8 protein-coding genes are annotated in these 19293 nt (G+C 29.8%); all 8 read left to right on the top strand.

Annotated features, from left to right (window positions below):
• Positions 1-6201, top strand: a 6201-nt coding sequence (locus HUJ77_RS06020) for an endo-alpha-N-acetylgalactosaminidase family protein (protein ID WP_291707674.1), incomplete at its 5' end; no start/stop codon positions are given.
• Positions 6202-6402: 201 nt separating this feature from the next.
• Positions 6403-8487 carry an LPXTG cell wall anchor domain-containing protein gene (locus HUJ77_RS06015; RefSeq protein ID WP_291707673.1) on the top strand — a complete coding sequence of 695 codons (2085 nt, stop codon included), beginning with the start codon at positions 6403-6405 and terminating at the stop codon, positions 8485-8487.
• 75 nt (positions 8488-8562) lie between these two features.
• Entirely contained in the window at positions 8563-10422 is a 1860-nt protein-coding gene (locus HUJ77_RS06010) for an O-antigen ligase family protein (RefSeq protein WP_291707672.1), read from the top strand.
• Between the two features lie 176 nt (positions 10423-10598).
• A complete protein-coding gene (locus HUJ77_RS06005) occupies positions 10599-12194 on the top strand; it encodes a peptide chain release factor 3 (protein ID WP_291707671.1) in 1596 nt (531 codons plus the stop codon).
• Positions 12195-12356: 162 nt separating this feature from the next.
• On the top strand, positions 12357-15095 hold the full coding sequence (locus HUJ77_RS06000; protein ID WP_291707670.1) for a cell wall-binding repeat-containing protein: 2739 nt from the start codon (positions 12357-12359) through the stop codon (positions 15093-15095).
• Positions 15096-15360: 265 nt separating this feature from the next.
• Positions 15361-16548 carry a DegT/DnrJ/EryC1/StrS aminotransferase family protein gene (locus HUJ77_RS05995; protein WP_291707669.1) on the top strand — a complete coding sequence of 396 codons (1188 nt, stop codon included), beginning with the start codon at positions 15361-15363 and terminating at the stop codon, positions 16546-16548.
• A 103-nt stretch (positions 16549-16651) separates the two neighbouring features.
• A complete protein-coding gene (locus tag HUJ77_RS05990; RefSeq protein WP_291707668.1) occupies positions 16652-17833 on the top strand; it encodes a DegT/DnrJ/EryC1/StrS family aminotransferase in 1182 nt (393 codons plus the stop codon).
• Between the two features lie 30 nt (positions 17834-17863).
• Positions 17864-19180, top strand: a complete 1317-nt coding sequence (locus HUJ77_RS05985; RefSeq protein WP_291707667.1) for a nucleotide sugar dehydrogenase — start codon at positions 17864-17866, stop codon at positions 19178-19180.
• The last annotated feature ends 113 nt before the right edge of the window (positions 19181-19293 follow it).

Genomic DNA, 19293 nt, shown 5'->3' with positions numbered 1-19293 from the left:
CAAAAGGGACAAATAGGATTTGGAGGAGCTAGATATCAAGAAGAGTATACTGACATATATTTTTCTGATGTAGTAGTTGGTGATGTTAATTATAATGGATGGGCATTATATAAGGATAATCTTGCAGGTCAATTATGGGAACCATCAGTAACTCTTCCCGGAGAAGAAGCGGAAACACCTTCTGAACAAGGACAAAAGTGGTTTGTATTAACAGGAGGAGCTAACAATGCGGGTGGACATGCTTATGGTAATGCCAATGCAAAAGCACCAGTTTTATTATTAGATAATGATAGAAAAATGGAAGCTTCAGGAGAACTTTCATTAAAGTTAAAACCAAGTAATAACTGGGGAGTTTTTTACACTTATGTAAACGATAGCAATTGGTTATATATTGGATACGATTCATCTAGTAAATGGTACTATCAATATAATTTAGATGGAAGTGGTTCTTATCCAGGAATTACAGGGCTTCCAGCACCTGTTGAAGGTGAAGAACTACAAATGTCTATATCCTTAAACAATGAAACTTTAGCAGTAACAGTTAATGGAGTTACATCCAGAGTTACAAATCAATCTTTAATTTCTTTTGCTAATAAAAATGCTGGAAAAGGAAGATTTGGTGTAAAAACAAATGGAGCTACATCAATTTCCTTTGCAGATGTGAAATATAACGGAATAAATACCATGGATGATAACTGGGTATTCTGTGCAGAAAGACAAGGACAAAAATTTGAAGAAAAGATTTCAAAACTTGTACCTTTATCAGGAACTGTTTTAACAAATGAAGGTAATCTAATTTCAGAAGCAGTTGTACGTATTGGTGTGAAATCAACAAAAACAGATGTAAATGGTAAGTATCAATTTGATGCATTAGAAATAGGTGAATATAGTATAGCTGTTACAAAGGCAGGATATGAGGCTTATTCTAAGGAAGTTAGTATTGAAGATAAAAATAATGTACTAGATATTATATTAGAAGAAAAAGCAGCTATAGATTTATCTAATTACGATACTATAGCATCAGATAAAATGAAAGTGTATATTGGAAAGGAATTTCCATTAGTAGCTAGATATCAAATGCTACAAAATGGAGAAGAAATAAAAGACCAATATTTCCGTGGCAATGAAACTAATCTTAATACTATAACAATTAATGGAATAAAAGTTGAACCAACTGTGACTATCCATGAGACTACTGAAAACTACAGAGTATATTCAATGGATATTAAAAATACTGAAAATAATATTAACTTCAATATGAAAGTTAAGATAAGTGTAATAGAAAATGATTTAACATGGGAAGTAATAGAGTTAAATAAAGCAGAAGGTTCTGCTAAGATTGGAACTATAGATGCTTCTGGATTAAATCTTTTAACAATAGATGCTGTAGAGCAAGGTGCTAACTTTGCAGGAGCAAAAACATCTACAACTACTACAGTAACAGGAGATTCCTTTATAGATTTTGAACATGGATTTGTTCCATCAGAAAAAGATTCTTATTTATATGCATTCCTTACAAATGGAAAGCTAAGTGCAGGTCTTTTCAGTAATTCAGAAATAGAAGGAGATAGACGTGTTGTTAGAAATAATGGTGCTGATACCATAAGTTTAACAAGTGCAGCTTGGTATCATGAATTAGGAGATAAGAATGGTCAAAAAGCAGCAAGTAGTTACGAAGCTTATCCAGTAAGTGATTTACCAATTGCAAAGGTAGCTATTGCAGCAGATGAAAATGGAGATGGAGATATTGACTGGAATGACGGAGCACTTGCCTTCCGTGATATTATGAATATTCCATATGGATCAGAAGTAGTAAAAGATATGGTAAATCACCGTATTGTTATGAACTTTGCAAGTATGGCATCTAATCCATATTTAACAACAGCTGATAATATTAAAAAAGTATATCTTGCAACAGATGGACTTCCACAATCAATTTTATTAAAGGGATATGGAAATGAAGGCCATGATTCAGCCAATTCAGAATATGCAGATATTGCAGAGCGTGAAGGTGGAGTGGAAGATTTCCAAAGCCTAATTAAAATTGCTCATGATTATAATACTGAAATTGGTATTCATATAAATGCACAAGAAGCATACCCAGAAGCAGCTTCATTTAATGAAGATATGCTACAAAAACCATTTACTAATGGATGGGGATGGCTAGACCAATCACATGTAATTGATAAGATTTGGGATCTATCAAGCCAAGCTAGATGGAAGAGACTTGTACAATTATATGATCGTATAAATGGAACAGAATTTTATAATAGAGAATGGCCATTAGCAGTAGAAAATTCATTAGGTGAAGTAACTGCAACAAAAGAAGAAATTAAAGCAGATGCTGAAAGTCGTGAAGATAATATGGACTTCGTATATCTAGATGTATGGTATCAAGATTCATGGGAAACTAGAAATGTTGTAAAAGAAATTAATTCCCTTGGATGGAGATTCACAACGGAATTTAGTGGAGTAGGAGAATATGATTCCACATGGCAACACTGGTCAACAGATGCAGCATATGGTGGAGCTAGTGCAAAAGGTTTTAATAGCCAAATAATACGTTTTATTAGAAATGACCAAAGAGATTCTCAAGTTTTAAACTATCCAGCATATGGTGGAGCAGCAGATAACCCATTACTTGGAGGATATAGATTATATGGATTTGAAGGATGGGGTGGAGATAAAGATTTTAATAGATATATTTTACAAACCTATAATCAAAATTTACCTACTAAATTCTTACAACATTACTATGTAGTAGATTGGGAAAATTATGAGAAGGGACAATCACCTGTAGGAAATCAAGAAAAGCAAATTAAATTAAGAAATGATGCAGGGGATGAAGTTATTGTTACAAGAAATGAAGAGCAAAGAAAAGATGATAACATTGAACGTACAATAACACTAAATGGTAAAGTAGTATTAAATGATGTTAAATATCTATTACCATGGACAGAGGAAAATGGCGCAGAAAAATTATATCATTGGAATTTAGATGGTGGACAATCTACTTGGGAGCTTCCAGATGGATGGAAAAACCTAGGCAATGTTGTAATGTATGAACTTTCTGACCAAGGACGTATTAATGAAGTAAATGTTCCTGTAACTAATGGTGCTATAAGCTTAGATGCAAAAGCAGCTACAGCATATATATTAGTAAAGGGTTCAGAAATTAAAGAATTAAAAAATAATTTCGGTGAAAAAGATTACGTTGTAGATCCAGGCTTTAATGGATATGCAGCAGGAGAAAGACTATCTTCAGATATATGGGCAGGAGATATAGATAATCAAGCAGTAGTAATAGAAAAAGCAAATACAGGTGATCAAAGACTAGCATTTAATAGTCCTTCAGAAAATGTATCTGTAAATACAACTATTTCAGGATTAACTAAAGGCACTGACTATGTAGCAGAAGTATATGTAGAAAATAATAGTAATGAAAAAGCCTTTATAGAAGTAAATACAGGAAGCAAAATTGTTTCTAATTATACTGAAGCTTCTATTTTAAATAACTATGTTCAATCAGATCAAAAGAATGGAAGTAAAATGCAACGTATGCAAATTTCTTTTGTGGCAGAGAGTGAAACAGCAGAATTAATTTTATCTAGAGAAGCTGGAGAAGGCTCTACTTATATGGATGATATTCGTATTGTAGAAAAGAAATTAAATAACTTCCAAGAGGATGGAACATTCAAGCAAGATTTTGAAACAGTAGTGCAAGGATTATATCCATTTGTATTAGGCCCTGCACAAGGAATTTCAGATCCTGTAACACATTTATCACAATTAAATGCACCATATACACAAGCAGGATGGAATGGAAGAGTAATTGATGACGTAATTTCAGGAAACTGGTCAGTAAAACATCACGGTGCTAATACTGGAATTATATATCAAACATTACCACAAAACTTCCACTTTGAACCAGGTAAGGTATATGACGTTGAATTTGACTATCAATCAGGACCAGATAAAGCATATGCAATGGTGATTGGAGATGGAAGAAATTATACACTTCCTACAGCAGAACAATATCTTGCTCAAGCACGTGGAGAAACAAAAAATGTTAAGATGCAAGTAATTGGAAGTGGAAGCGGACAAACTTGGATTGGTCTTTATGAAAATGGAAGCAAAGCAGGCAGCGGTGCTATGGGGCAAACAGATTTTGTTCTTGATAATCTTGTAATCAAGGAAGACAAAGACGCTGTTGCAGTTACACTTTCAACTTTAAATTTATATAAAGGTGAAGTATCTAAAATTTATGGAAGCAGTTTAGATAAAATAAACTGGACTTCAAGTAATGAAGATGTAGCAGTTGTAGACAAAGAAAATAATGTTATAAAAGCATTATCAGGAGGTAATTCAACTATTACAGCAACACTTCCAGATGGAAAAGAAGTTATATTTGAAATGAAAATTTCAGATGAAGTCGTAATAGATATTCCAAGAGAAGAATATCCTGAAATAACTTCTAGTGCAAATACTGAACAACCAACAGGAGAACCAGCAGGAAGTGGAGTGGCTACTGCAGCTACAGATGGAAGCTCATCTACTTATTGGCACTCAAATTGGTCAGAAGGCTTTGTTGTAAGCCCACAAAATCCAGCTGTTCTTACAGTAGATTTAGGCAATGCAATGGATATTCAAGGCTTTAAGTTCCAACAAAGAGTAAATGGAAACAATGGTATTGTTCAACAATTTAGATATGAAGTTTTAGATGCTGAAGGAAATGTTATATTACAATCAGAATCAATAACTTCTTCAGATGCAGAAGTTCAAGGGGGAGCCTGGGTTATTAATAAGTTTAGACAATTATCTACTAATAATATAGCTACACTTTCTAATACTGAAACATCAGTTAATGCAAAAACAATAAAAATATATGTTGAAAAAGGAAGAGGAAACTTTGCAGTAATAACAGAGGTAGCTCCAATCCGTATAGAAAAAGTTTCAGACACAGCAACCTTAGAAGATTTAACACTTAATATAGGTGAAAAAGTAAAGATCACACCAGAAAGTCCAGATAATACAATTCTAAAAGGTATTGTATGGAGTTCTTCAGATGAAAGCATTGTAAGTGTAAATCAAAGTGGTGTTATTACAGCCGTAAACTTAGGAACAGCTAAGATAATAATAACAAATGCAGCAGGCTTAAAGGCAGAAGCTACAATAAATGTTATTAAAGAAACATTAAATTATGAAGTATTAAAAGAAGAAATAGAAAAAGCTGAAAAAATTGAATTAGCTAAATACCAAGATGGAACAGAGAAAGATGCCTTTATAAAAGCTTTAGCAGAAGGAAAAGCATTAATTGATAATGCTACTTCACAAGAAGAAATTAATGCAGCAATTAATAAGCTTTCAGAAGCAAAGGCAGCATTAAAATTAAAAGAAGTACCAGAAGAACTTAATAAGGATGCATTAACAAAGGCAATAGCAGAAGCAGAAAAAGTTGAATTAGCTAAATATGAAGATGGAACAGAAAAAGATGCCTTTGTAAAAGCCTTAGCAGAAGGAAAAGCATTAATTGATAATGCTACTTTACAAGAACAAATAGATATGGCAACTAAGAATATTTTAGAAGCACAAGCAGCATTAAAATTAATAGAAGTACCAGAAAAGGTTAATAGAACTCCACTAGAAAAGGCAATAGAAAAGGCAGAAAAGATTAATTTAGCTGAATACAAAGATGGAGCAGAAAAAGATATATTTGTGTTAGCATTAAAGAATGCTAAAGAAGCATATAAAAATGCGGCAACACAATTAGCAATAGATAATGCTTTATCAGCTCTTAATACAGCACAAAATAATCTTGTGAAGATAGAAAAGCCTGGAACTATTAAAGTAGATAAGTCTAAGTTAGAAAAATTCTATAAAGAAGCTTTAACTTATTATAAGGAAGCAAATCATTCAAAGAAAAACTGGGAGAAGTATGAAGAAGCATTAAATTTAGCAGCAAAAGTTTTAAAAGATGATAATGCAACACAAAAAGATGTTGATAAAGCATTAAAGGAACTACAAAATATAACAAAGAAGATGAATAAAGAACTTGGAAATCCTTCAAATGCTCCACAATTACCAAATACAGGAGATGAAAGTGGTGCTAATATACTAATTTTAGCATTAGTAATTACTACAATAGGTTTTGTTGTATTAACTTATAATAGAAAGAAGAAAAATATATTTAAAAGTATGTAAGATAATTAGAATAAAAGTAGAAGGGGCTGTTGTGACAGCTCCTTCTTTTTTTGTCATATTTACAGAAAAATAGTAATTATCATAGTATATAAATACTTATATATTACAAAAAAACTGCAATAAAATCACATTATGGTTGAATTTGTAAAATATGTATAATATAATTGTTTATGTAAAATATACATTATTTGGAGGGGTAAAATGAAAAAATTTAAAGTATTTATGGCTAGTGTTTTAACTTACTTTATGGCAATGTCAATATTGCCAACAACGTTATTACAAACAGTAGCTAATGCAGCTGAAAATAAATATTCAGTTCTAGTGAAAAGTGATTATTATTTAAGAGCAGAAGAACAATATAAAGATAGCTTTATAGTTGCCTACGGAAAAGCAGATGATAAAAGCAAAGAGGGAGAAATAACAATTTCTTTAGTAAAAGGTGGAATTGAAACAGTATTAAAGAAGGTTAATGGATACTATGATGTACAGATTGTAGAAGATAAAAGTGATGATAGTAAGGTATTACTTAAAACTTTAAAAGACTATAGGGGACAATCTGAAGATGATAACTACCAAGAGTATAGCTTCAAAACTAACCAATTTTCTAATATAAGTAAAGAAAAATGGGATAAGAATTACACAAATGGTTATGAAGATATTAATGCTAAATTAACAGATGAATTGGCAAGAAAAATTATTAATAAAGTGAATGAAGAGAGAAATATAAATATAGATATTAATGATAAGTATTCTACGGCAAAAGAAGATGAAAGTTTTTCTTATAAAAATGATACTGGTAGTCTTAGGATAAGAATATATCCTAATTATGCAAATGAATCAATTATTCAATTTGGAGTAGATAATAATAATTATATCAGTGGAGATAATATGTATAGTGGATTGGTATTTAATGACTATATATATGCAGCAAAGAATGATTTTGATTATATAATTGATGTTAATAATAATAGTAATTTATACATACACCAGTATACATATGACGATTCTTGGGTAAGAAGTAATGACAGTATAATAAAAGTTAGCAATGGGGAGCTTATTTCAAGTGGAAAAATAGATTTTAATGGAGAATGGGAAAGTTATTTAACAGATTTAAATAATAGACTTTATTTTAAGAATTACGATGGAATTAAGCAATATAGACTTGAAGACAATAAATATATCTTTGAAGAGAATTATAATACCATGAATAATTCAGGAGTTATCGTAAAGTATAATGAAAAACAAATATGGTTATTAGAGTCAGATAATACTAAAGTTAATATTAGCAAAATAGAAAATAATAAGCTAGATAGGATTTTAGATGTAACGGCAGAAGTTAACCAGTTAGTCAATGATAATATGAAATATACCAATACTAATATGAAGGTATTTAATAATGATAATATTATGTTAGTAAATGGTTCTGGATTTGCTATAATTCAAAAAAGTTCTTCAGGAGAACCATCAAATCCAGTAGAACCAAGTACTCCAGAAATACCAACTACTCCTGAAAATCCAGGAAATAATAATGAAGGGACAAAACCTTCAGAAGAAAAAGTAGTTACAGAAGTAACAAAAATTAATCCAAATGAAAAAAATGAAATACCTGTAAAAACTACAGAAGGAACTAAGAATATAGAAGTAGTTATTAAAGATATAGAAGCTATTAAGAATGGTAATGGATCATTAAATATAGCTACAGATAACGGTGTTAAAATTAATTTACCATTATCAATAATAGATAAGAGCCTTTTAGAAGGTGCTAAGAATGTTACTGTTAAATTAGATATTTTAGAGAACTCAGATATAACTAAGAATGTTAAAGGAGTTAATAAGGTATTCGATTTTAATTTAATTATTAATAAAGAAGATGGAACAACAAATGTTCATAACTTTAAAGATGGATTAGTTGAAGTTAAGATTAATTTAACTGATAAAGATTTTGAAGGCTTAAATAAAGATAAGATAGTAGTTTACTACTATAATGACTCAACTAAAGCTTTTGAAGAAATGGAAACTGTAGTTAATGGAAATGAAGTAACTTTCAAAACTCCACACTTCTCTAAGTATGTAATAGCAGAAAAAATGGATACTAAGAATGAAGAAACTCCAGCAAATGGAGGAAATAATGGAAATGATAATACTACAGAAAACCAAGCTGAAACTGGAAAGGGACAATTACCTGAAACAGGAGCAAGAGTATCAAGTTCAACAATTTTAGTTTTAGCAATAGGAATCTTAGCTGTTGGCGGAACTATGTTCTTTAGAAAGAGAAAACAGGCTTAATTTTAAAGTAGAATAATTATGAATCCATGCTTTAGATAAATCTATTGCATGGATTTTTAAATAAGGAGACAGTTTATGTTCGATATAATAATAGGAATATTACCCTTTATAGTACTATCTTCAGTTTTTAAAGAAAACTTAGGCTCCTTAATTTTGTTTTTAGTAGGAAGTATTTTCATTATTAAAAATAAAAACAAAATTAAAGAGAGTAAGTACTTTTTTATCTTAATAATAATGTGGATATCAATACTTATATCCCAAATATTTGCTTCACCTTATATAGAAAGTATTTCGGGAAGCTTTTTATATTTAGATATGGCTATTTACTATTTAATTTATAGCTGTATTATAAAAAATAAAAATAAGGATGAAATACTAAAATACATACTTTTATCAATGTCAGGAATATGTATATTTTATATTTGTTATCATGGATTATATAAGGGGTTTAGAGTTTTTGGAAATATAGGATATGCAAATAGTTATGCAGTATTACTTTTAATTGGTCTTTATTTAAATAAATTTAGAGAAGAAGATAAGTTTACAGATATTATAGAAACAATTTTATTTATAGGTTTATTATTTACAGGCTCAAGAACCACAATTATCTTATCTCTTATCTATATAATTTATAAAGTATATAGAGATAAGAAATACAATAATACAAAGATAATACTATCCTTAGAATCAATTGCATTAGGAACTTTACTATATATAATTCTGGATAAATTAAAGTTAATAGCAATATTTATTGTGCCTTTAATATTAATATTCTACATATTAATTAAAAATGTAAAATTTAAAGACAAGCTTTATTATGCTTTAGGAGTTCTACTAATTATAGGGATGTTTATAATTAATAGTAATACCTTTAACAGACTTAAAAATATCACATTAAATAATGGAACTCTTCAAGAAAGGCTTGTTTACTATGAAGATTCTATTAATAGTATTATAAAACATCCATTAGGTAATGGAATAAATATGTTTCAATATAAACTATTTGATAATGCCACAGCCTTTTATGATGTTAAGTACATACATAACTCATATTTGCAAATAGCTTATGATGCAGGAATAATTAATTTAATTATCTTCCTAGCTGTTATTGTAATAGGATTATTAAAATTAATTAAAAGTAAAAATACAGATAGGAATTATTTAATATTAGCTTACTTAACTATTTTGATACATTCAGTACTAGACTTTGATTTATCCTTTAGTACTTTTCCAGTAATTCTTGTTATGTTAGTAGTTTTAGGTGATGTAGAAATACTAGATAAAAAGAAAGGAAAGACTACTAAAGAAAGTAGTAAAAGGGCTCTTAAAGAAAGCAATATTAATGAAGGAATTATTTTAAGTAAGTATGTTTATATGGGGATAGCAGCTATTTCTATATACTTTATAATTTTTGAATCTAGCATAGTGTTAGGAAATTACTTAATAGATGTTAATACAAACTTAGCTGATAAAATTTTTGGCTTTTCAAATAATATATCATTTGAAAGGGACTATAGAGGATACTTTAGTAGAGCTCAAGCTAAGAAAAATTTATATGATAAAACACAGGATGAGAAGTATTTAAAGGAAGGAATAGATTTATTAGAAACTAGTAAGAAAATAAATCCTTATGATCCAATGGTAGAATGGAATTTATCATATTTACATGAATCATTAGGGAATTATTTAGAAGCTATAAAATATGCAGAAAATGTAGTGGAAAGAGAAAGATTTTATACAGGTGCATATATAAAGCTCTATGATTATTTAATGAAACTCTACGGTGAAACAGGGGATAGAAATACGGAATATAAACTTAAGAACTTAGAAATAACTTATTATGTTAACTATGAAGAGTTAAATAAAAGAGCTAAATATATGAATAATCAGCTTCAAGAAAATATTGATGATATTAGAATTCAAAATATAGATTAAGTTATATTATTAGTTGGAGAGTATAAAAATGGAAATAAATGGACCCCAGGGGATTTTTCCTCTGGGGAATAAAATTTTCATTTTAAAATTATATACTTTAGGGTATAATGAATTACTAGAGAAATAGAGATTTAACTAAAGCAAATTTTAATTTGAATTTCAAGGAGGAAAAGCCATTGGCAGATTATATAAGTGAAATAGAAAAGAGAAGAACCTTTGCTATTATATCCCACCCAGATGCTGGTAAAACAACATTAACAGAAAAGTTCTTATTATATGGAGGAGCTATAAGACTTGCAGGTTCAGTAAAGGCTAGAAAGGCTTCAACTCATGCAGTATCTGACTGGATGGAAATAGAAAAGCAAAGAGGTATTTCAGTTACTTCATCAGTAATGCAGTTTAATTATAGAGGACACTGTATAAACATATTAGATACACCAGGTCACCAAGACTTCTCAGAAGATACATATAGAACTCTTATGGCTGCAGATAGCGCAGTTATGGTAGTGGATGGAGCAAAAGGTATAGAAGATCAAACAAGAAAGCTATTCCATGTTGCATCACTTAGAGAAATGCCTATATTTACATTTGTAAATAAAATGGATAGAGAAGCTAAAGACCCATTTGAATTATTAGAAGAAATAGAAAACGAACTTGGAATAAAGACATACCCTATGAATTGGCCAATAGGTTCTGGTAAAGAATTCAAGGGAGTTTATGAAAGAGATAATAATAGAATTATTGCATTCTCAGCAGGAAATCACGGACAAAGTGCAGTAGATGCTGTTGAAGGTTCAGTAGATGATCCAAGATTTAGAGAAATATTAGGGGATGCCCTTCATGATAAATTAATGGAAGACATAGAGCTTTTAGATATAGCTGGAGATGAGTTAGACTTAGAAAAAGTTAGAACTGGAGAATTAACACCAGTATTCTTTGGATCTGCCTTAACTAACTTTGGTGTAGAGCCATTCCTAGAACATTTCTTAGAAATGACTACAGCACCGCTTCCAAGAAATTCAAGCATAGGAGAAATAGATCCATTTGATAAAAACTTCTCTGCTTTTGTATTTAAGATACAAGCAAATATGAATAAAGCACATAGAGATAGAATTGCCTTTATGAGAATTTGTTCAGGAAAATTCCAAAAGGGTGAAGATGTATATCATATGCAAGGTGGTAAGAAAATTAAACTTTCACAACCACAACAATTTATGGCTCAAGATAGAGAAATAGTAGAAGAGGCATATGCAGGAGATATAATTGGGGTATTCGACCCAGGTATATTCTCAATTGGAGATACACTATGTTCAGCTTCAAAGAAATTTAAATTTGAAGGAATTCCAACATTTGCACCAGAACACTTTGCAAGAGTTAGACCAGTAGATACTATGAAGAGAAAACAATTCGTAAAGGGTGTTACTCAAATAGCACAAGAAGGAGCAATCCAAGTATTCAGAGAATCCTTTGTAGGTATGGAAGAAATAATAGTTGGAGTTGTTGGTGTACTTCAATTCGAAGTTCTAGAATACAGACTTAAACATGAATACAATGTTGATATAAAGATGGATAGACTTCCATTTAGATATGTAAGATGGATAGAAAATAAGGATGTAGATATGGACAAATTAAACTTAACTTCTGATGCAAAAAGAGTTAAGGACTTTAAAGATAGAAACATACTTATATTCCAAAATGACTGGGGTATTAACTGGGCATTAGACCATAATAAGGGCTTAATACTTTCAGGAGTAGGTAAAAGCGACGAATAATTAAAAAAGTGATAATTAATAAAGAGTAGGAAAGGTTTTCCTATTCTTTTTATTATAAGGCGGAAAATGTAAAAATATGCATATAAATTATTAAGATTACTTCAGGAATATTGAAAAAAATGCAATAAATTGTTACTCTATAATGGGAAAGGGAGTGGCTAAGTGAAATCAAAAAAAATTAAAATAATTATTGCACAATCATTAATAGTATCAATATTGTTACCAAGTTTAAATGTTAAGGCAATAAATAACAATAATGAGATAACTAATATTTCTCAATCACAAGATGAAAAAGAAAAAATAAACACAGAAAATGTAGAGCAAAAAGATGATAATAATGAAAAGCAAGATAGTGCAGAAAAACAGGAACTTAATATAGAAAATAAAGAAAAAACACAAGAAAAAAATAGTAACTTAAAGGGGAAAAAGTACGAAAAAAATCATGTTAATAAAGCAAAAATTACTTCAGTAGTTGAAGGAATAGATGAGGATAGTTTAGAGTATAAGCTAATGCTAGAAGCTACAGCTGATATTCAAACTTTAATACCAATGACAGATGATGAGTATGAATTAGCACTAGCATACAGTGATGGAAGCTATGAGTTCATAAATTCATATAATGATTTAAATGAAGCTATTAACTATGCTAATAATATGCCACAAGAAACATTAGATAGTAATAATACTTTACCTGCTATAATAAATAATTCAGGACAAGTTATTTATTCAACTAATGAAATGGCAAGGATAACAAAGTATGAAAATAATAACAATGTTGTTCAAAATATTAATATATATAGTACCCCTCAGTTAAAGGATGTAGTAACATATGTAAATCCAGGCTATGTAAGTGATGCACCTATATTAGAATATAGTGGTACATCTGCGAAGGTATTAATTAATGGAAGAGAAGGCTGGATTAGCAATAATAGAAAATCAGGAAATTACGATATGGAAGTTATTCCATTAAACCAAGTAAGTAATCCTAGTTATTATAGAGTTTCAGGTGGACAATTGTATCATTATATTAGTAGTGATTTAACAGGAAATAAAGGTAATAGTATATTAATTGGAGTGGCTCCAAGTTATTTAAAAGAGGGAATTAAATATTTAAGCTATGACGGAACGTACTTTTATGCTGGAAGCAATATTCAAACAGCTTTATCTACACTTATAAGTGATTATAAGTCAGGAATTAGAAGTGGGGCTGTAAATTCTACTAATCCACATAGTTTATATTATCAAAACCTATCCTTTAGAAGTAAGACTTTATATTCAGCAGATGAATTAAATAGATATATTGATAATAATACAAAAGCAAATTCAAAGCTTAGAGGATTAGGACAAGCATTTAAAGAAGCTGAAGAAAAGTATGGAGTAAATGCTTTACTTATGCTAGCAGTTGCAATGAACGAATCAGCTGGTGGAGTATCTGATCATGCACTTTTAAGAAATAACTTATTTGGAGTTAAAGCTTATGATGGAACAAATTCTGCAGCAACATATGCATCTCCTGTGGATTCAGTTTTAGATTTTTCAAAGAACTATATTTCAAATGGATATTCTAATCCAAATGATTGGAGATATAATGGAACAACTTTAGGTAATAAATATATAGGGATTAACGTAAGATATGCATCAGACCCATTTTGGGGAGAAAAAGCATCAAGCTATGCATATAGAATAGATAATTATTTATCAGGAGTAAACTCAGATTTAAGAGATACTAACTCTAATAAAATAGCCTATGCAAAAGATAGTAGTATGGTAATTAATAAATCTGGACAAGCATTATATAAACTTCTACAAGATTCAAAAGTTATATTAAATAGCCTTGATACAGTTACAATTAATGGAGCTCAATATTATGAAATAAATCCAGATACTAATTTCCCTAAAGGTACAAATTATGATGGCAGTTATAATTGGGATTCAAAGGGATATGTTCCAGTTAACTCAATTGCAAGAGTAAATGTATTTAGACCAGGACTTGATGTAAGAGCTGGAGATAGAAGATATGATACAGCAGTTGAATTAAGTAAAAGTCAGTTTAATACTTCAAATACAATAGTAATTGCAGGAGGATATGCTTTAGCTGATGGGCTTACAGCAACACCTATAGCTAGTCATTATAAAGCACCTTTATTATTAGTAGAGAAGAATAACATTCCGGAAGTTACAAAAAATGAAATTAAAAGGCTTGGAGGAAAAAATATAATTATTGTTGGTGGAAATACAGTAATTAGCTCTGAAGTTGAAAAGCAACTTTTAAATCTAGGAGTAACTAAGATAACTAGGTTAGGTGGTAGTGATAGATATGAAACTTCACTATTAGTAGCTCAGTATATTGATTCAAATCTTTATAATATAGAAAATATAGTTGTAACTAATGGCTTAGGAGAAGCAGATGCACTTTCAATTTCACCAGTAGCAGGAAGAGATAGAATGCCTATAATTTTAGTAAGAAATACTTATATTCCAACATCAATTTATAATTGGTTAAGAGGAGAAGGAATTAAAAATGCATATATTATTGGTGGAACAACAGCAATAAATAATGATGTTTTAAATAAAGTAAATAGTATAACATCTATGGATATATCAGGAAATAGATTAGGTGGTAGTACAAGATATGAAACAAATGCATTTATTATAGATAAGTTCTATGGTTCATCAACAAATAAAGTTTATGTATCTAAGGGGCTTCAATTAATAGATGCACTAAGTTCAGGACCAATAGCTGCTTTAGAAAATTCACCAGTTATATTAGCAAATAATGAATTAACAGCTACTCAAAGACTAATACTTTCTAAGAGAAGTACTAATGTAGTTGTTCAATCAGGACATGGAGTATCAAAGAATGCTATTGAAAGTATAAGAGATTTATTAAGTTCAAAATAGATTTATAATATAGAATAAAATTATAAAAATATTATCTTATAAAGGATTTTCATAATTAAAATATAATTAGGAAGTAGTATTTTCGTTGTAGAAAGAGATAGATATTATATAATGTAGTTTGGAGTTTACCAAGTTACAAGAATATAATATATATCTCTTTTTTATTAAGTAAATATTATTATAAAATTAATAAACTTGCACTTTAGTAACCATAAATATATAATTGGAAATAGAGTTAAACAATTGCGAAAGGATTGAAAAAAACATGGAAAATATAAAAAAAATACCATTTTCTCCTCCAGACATAACTGAAGCAGAAATTAATGCGGTAGCAGAAGTATTAAGATCAGGATGGATTACTTCAGGACCAACTTTAGCTAAGTTTGAGGAAGAACTTGCAGAGTATTGTGAAGCTAATAAGGCAGTGGCTTTAAATAGTGCATCAGCTGCCATGGAACTTGTACTTAAAGTTCTTGATATTAAAGAAGGAGATGAAATAATAACTACTCCTTACACATATACAGCAACTGCAAGCGTAGCAATTCATAGAGGTGTTAAACCTATTTTTTGTGATTTAGCAAAAGATTCATTTTTTATGGATTATGACAAAATGGGTGATTTAATAACTGAAAAAACAAAGGTTATAATGCCTGTGGATTTTGCTGGTATACCATGTGATTATGATAAGATAAAGGAAGTATTAAAAGAAAAAAATAGAGAAGATATAGTTATTTTAGTAGATTCAGCCCATTCTTTTGGAGCAAAATATAAAGGAAATAGAGTTGGAGCACAATGCGATTTCCATACATTCTCTTTCCATGCAGTTAAGAACTTTACTACTTCAGAAGGTGGAGCTATTACATATAATGATAATAACTTTGGAGGAAGAGAAAACTTATTCCAAGACCTTAAATTCACTTCCTTACATGGTCAATCTAAGGATGCATTATCTAAAATGAAGGCAGGAGCTTGGGAGTATGATATAATAACTGATGGATTTAAATGCAATATGACAGATATAAATGCAGCAATTGGAAGAGTGCAATTAACAAGATACGAAGAAATGTTAAAGCATAGAAAAGAAATTTTCGATGTCTACACAAGAATTTTAGAAAAAGAAGATTTTTCTATAATACCAGTTACTGAGTATGAAGATGGAACAGAAAGTTCTCATCACATTTATCCTTTAAGAATTAAGGGCTTTAATGAAGAGAAGAGAAATCTACTTATTCAAAGACTAGCTGAAAAGGGGATATCAACAAATGTTCACTTTAAGCCATTACCAATGTTTACATTATATAAAAATCTAGGATACAAGATAGAAGACTATCCTAATGCATATGCACAATATGAAAATGAAATTTCACTTCCAGTATATAGCACTTTAGATTTAAAGGATGTAGAATATGTGGCAGAAGAGTTAATTAAAGAAGTAAGAAATATAATGGAATAAATTATATTTTTAAATTTAATTTAAAAGTTTATATATAATTGGAATTGTGATAAAATATTAATGTTAATTTTCTAGAATTTAGAATATAAAGGAGCGTATAACTATGAATATACCTTTAATAGATTTAAAAGCTCAATATGAATCACTAGCTGATAAACTAAATGAAGCAACTTTAGGAGTATTATCATCAGCTAACTACATAATGGGTAAAACAGTGTTAGACTTTGAAAAAGAATTTGCAAATTACATTGGAGTAAAGCATGCCATATCAGTAGGTAATGGAACAGATGCATTAGTACTTGCTTTAAAGTCTATTGGAATAAGCCAAGGAGATGAAGTTATAACGACTCCATTTACTTTCTTTGCAACAGCAGAAGCAATATCAGCAGTTGGAGGAACTCCAGTATTTGTAGATGTAGATAAGGAAACTTTTAATATAGATACAACAAAAATTGAAGAAAAAATAACATCAAAAACTAAAGCCATAATGCCTGTACATATATTTGGACAAAGTGCAGATATGGATGAAATAAATGAAATAGCTAAAAAGCATAACTTAATGGTTATAGAAGATGCTTGCCAAGCTATAGGTGGAAAATATAAAGGAAGAAAAATAGGTACATTAGGAGATGTAGCATGTTTTTCATTCTTCCCAACTAAGAATTTAGGCTGTGCTGGTGATGGTGGAATGATAGTTACAGATAACGATGAAATTGCAACTATTGCTAGAGCACTTAGAACTCATGGAAGTGGAGAAAATGGCCAAAAGGCTTATAACTTACTTAATAATGTAGAAGAAGAAATCAAAAAAGCTGATGAAGGAGCTAATGATACAGTATACAATCCACTTAAATACTACAATTATTTAATAGGATACAATACTAGATTAGATGCTATCCAAGCAGCCATATTAGATGTTAAAATAAAAGAAATTGATAATTGGAATGCTAAGAGAAGAGAAATAGTTAAAGTTTATAATGAAGCTTTACAAAATAATGATTTAGTAACTCCAGTAGCTAAAGATTATAATGAACATGTTTACCACATGTATATATTACAATCAGAAAACAGAGAAGAAGTATTAGGGAAATTAAAGGAAGCTGGAATTGCAACAGGTGTTTATTATCCAGTACCATTACATCTTCAAAAGGTTTATAAAGATTTAGGATATAAAGAAGGAGATATGCCAGTAGCAGAATACTTATCACATAGAACATTTGCTATTCCTGTATATCCAGAATTAAATGAAGAGCAAGTTCAATATATAATAGATAAAATAAAATAATTGATTCCATTAAGTTTAGGAGGAAAAAAGATGTCAGTTTTAAAGAATGAATTAATGCAAAAAATTAAGAATAAAACGGCAAAAGTTGGCGTAGTAGGCTTAGGTTATGTTGGATTACCTTTAGCTGTAGAAAAAGCAAAGGCTGGATACGAAACTATTGGTTTTGATGTACAAGATAAAAAAGTAGAAATGGTTAATAATGGAGAAAACTATATTGGTGATGTTGTTGATTCAGAATTAGCAGAATTAACTAAAAAGGGAATATTAAAAGCTACTACAGATTTTAGCTTTATAAGTGAAGTAGATACAGTATGTATTTGCGTTCCAACACCACTTGATTTATATAAGCAACCAGATTTATCTTATGTTGTAAAATCAACAGAAAATGTTGCTAAATACCTTCATAAAGGTATGATAGTAATACTTGAAAGTACTACTTATCCAGGAACTACTGAAGAAGTTTTAAAGCCAATACTAGAAAAGAATGGATTAAAATGTGGAGAAGATTTCTTCCTAGCATTCTCACCAGAAAGAGTAGATCCAGGTAATAAGCACTACAACACTAAAAATACTCCAAAGGTAGTAGGTGGATGTACTACAGAATGTACAGAAATTGCAGCAGCTTTATATGAAAATGTATTAGAAGGAGAAATTCATAAAGTTTCTTCACCAGCTGTAGCTGAAATGGAAAAGATTTTAGAAAATACTTTCAGAAATATAAATATAGGTTTAGCAAATGAAATGGCTATTCTTTGTAACAGAATGGGAATAGATGTATGGGAAGTTATAGATGCAGCTAAAACTAAACCATATGGATTTATGCCATTTTACCCAGGTCCAGGTTTAGGTGGTCACTGTATACCACTAGATCCTTTCTACTTAGAATGGAAGGCTAAAGAATACGACTATCACACTAAGCTTATCGAAACATCAGGTATAATAAATGATGCTATGCCAGAATTTGTTTTAGAAAATGTTATGAAGATATTAAATAAGCAAAAGAAGGCTTTAAACGGTGCAAAAGTATTAGTTATGGGATTAGCATATAAGAATGATATAGATGACTATAGAGAATCACCATCATTTAAAGTAATAGAATTACTAGAAGAAAACGGTGCAGAAGTTATAGTTAACGATCCTTTCTGTGCTACAGGTAAATACAAAGGCAAAACTTACTATTCAGTAGACTGGAAAGAAGTAATAGACGAATCAGACATAGTAGTAATAACTACTGCACACTCAGTTTACGACTACGAAGAAATAGTAGATAGAGCAAAAGTAGTTTACGATACAAGAAATGCAACAAAAGAAGTTAAAAACAATAGAGAAAAAATCTACAAACTTTAATTTGGAATGAAAGAATTAAAAAATTAAAGAATGAAAAAATGAATGAGAAAACTCCCGAAATAAACTTGACCCTGTCAAGTAGACAATAGGAAAAAAGACTCTTCATTATGCGG

The organism is Clostridium sp., assembly GCF_021443865.1.
Classification (GTDB): Bacteria; Bacillota; Clostridia; order Clostridiales; family Clostridiaceae; genus Clostridium.
This window is presented reverse-complemented; position numbering and strand designations above follow the sequence as displayed.

What these genes read in the sequence shown, in the direction of transcription:
- HUJ77_RS05985 (WP_291707667.1), top strand. Translation starts at nt 17,864, where the DNA reads ATGTCAGTTTTAAAGAATGAATTAATGCAAAAAATTAAGAATAAAACG.
- HUJ77_RS05995 (WP_291707669.1), top strand. Translation starts at nt 15,361, where the DNA reads ATGGAAAATATAAAAAAAATACCATTTTCTCCTCCAGACATAACTGAA.
- HUJ77_RS05990 (WP_291707668.1), top strand. Translation starts at nt 16,652, where the DNA reads ATGAATATACCTTTAATAGATTTAAAAGCTCAATATGAATCACTAGCT.
- HUJ77_RS06015 (WP_291707673.1), top strand. Translation starts at nt 6,403, where the DNA reads ATGAAAAAATTTAAAGTATTTATGGCTAGTGTTTTAACTTACTTTATG.
- HUJ77_RS06010 (WP_291707672.1), top strand. Translation starts at nt 8,563, where the DNA reads ATGTTCGATATAATAATAGGAATATTACCCTTTATAGTACTATCTTCA.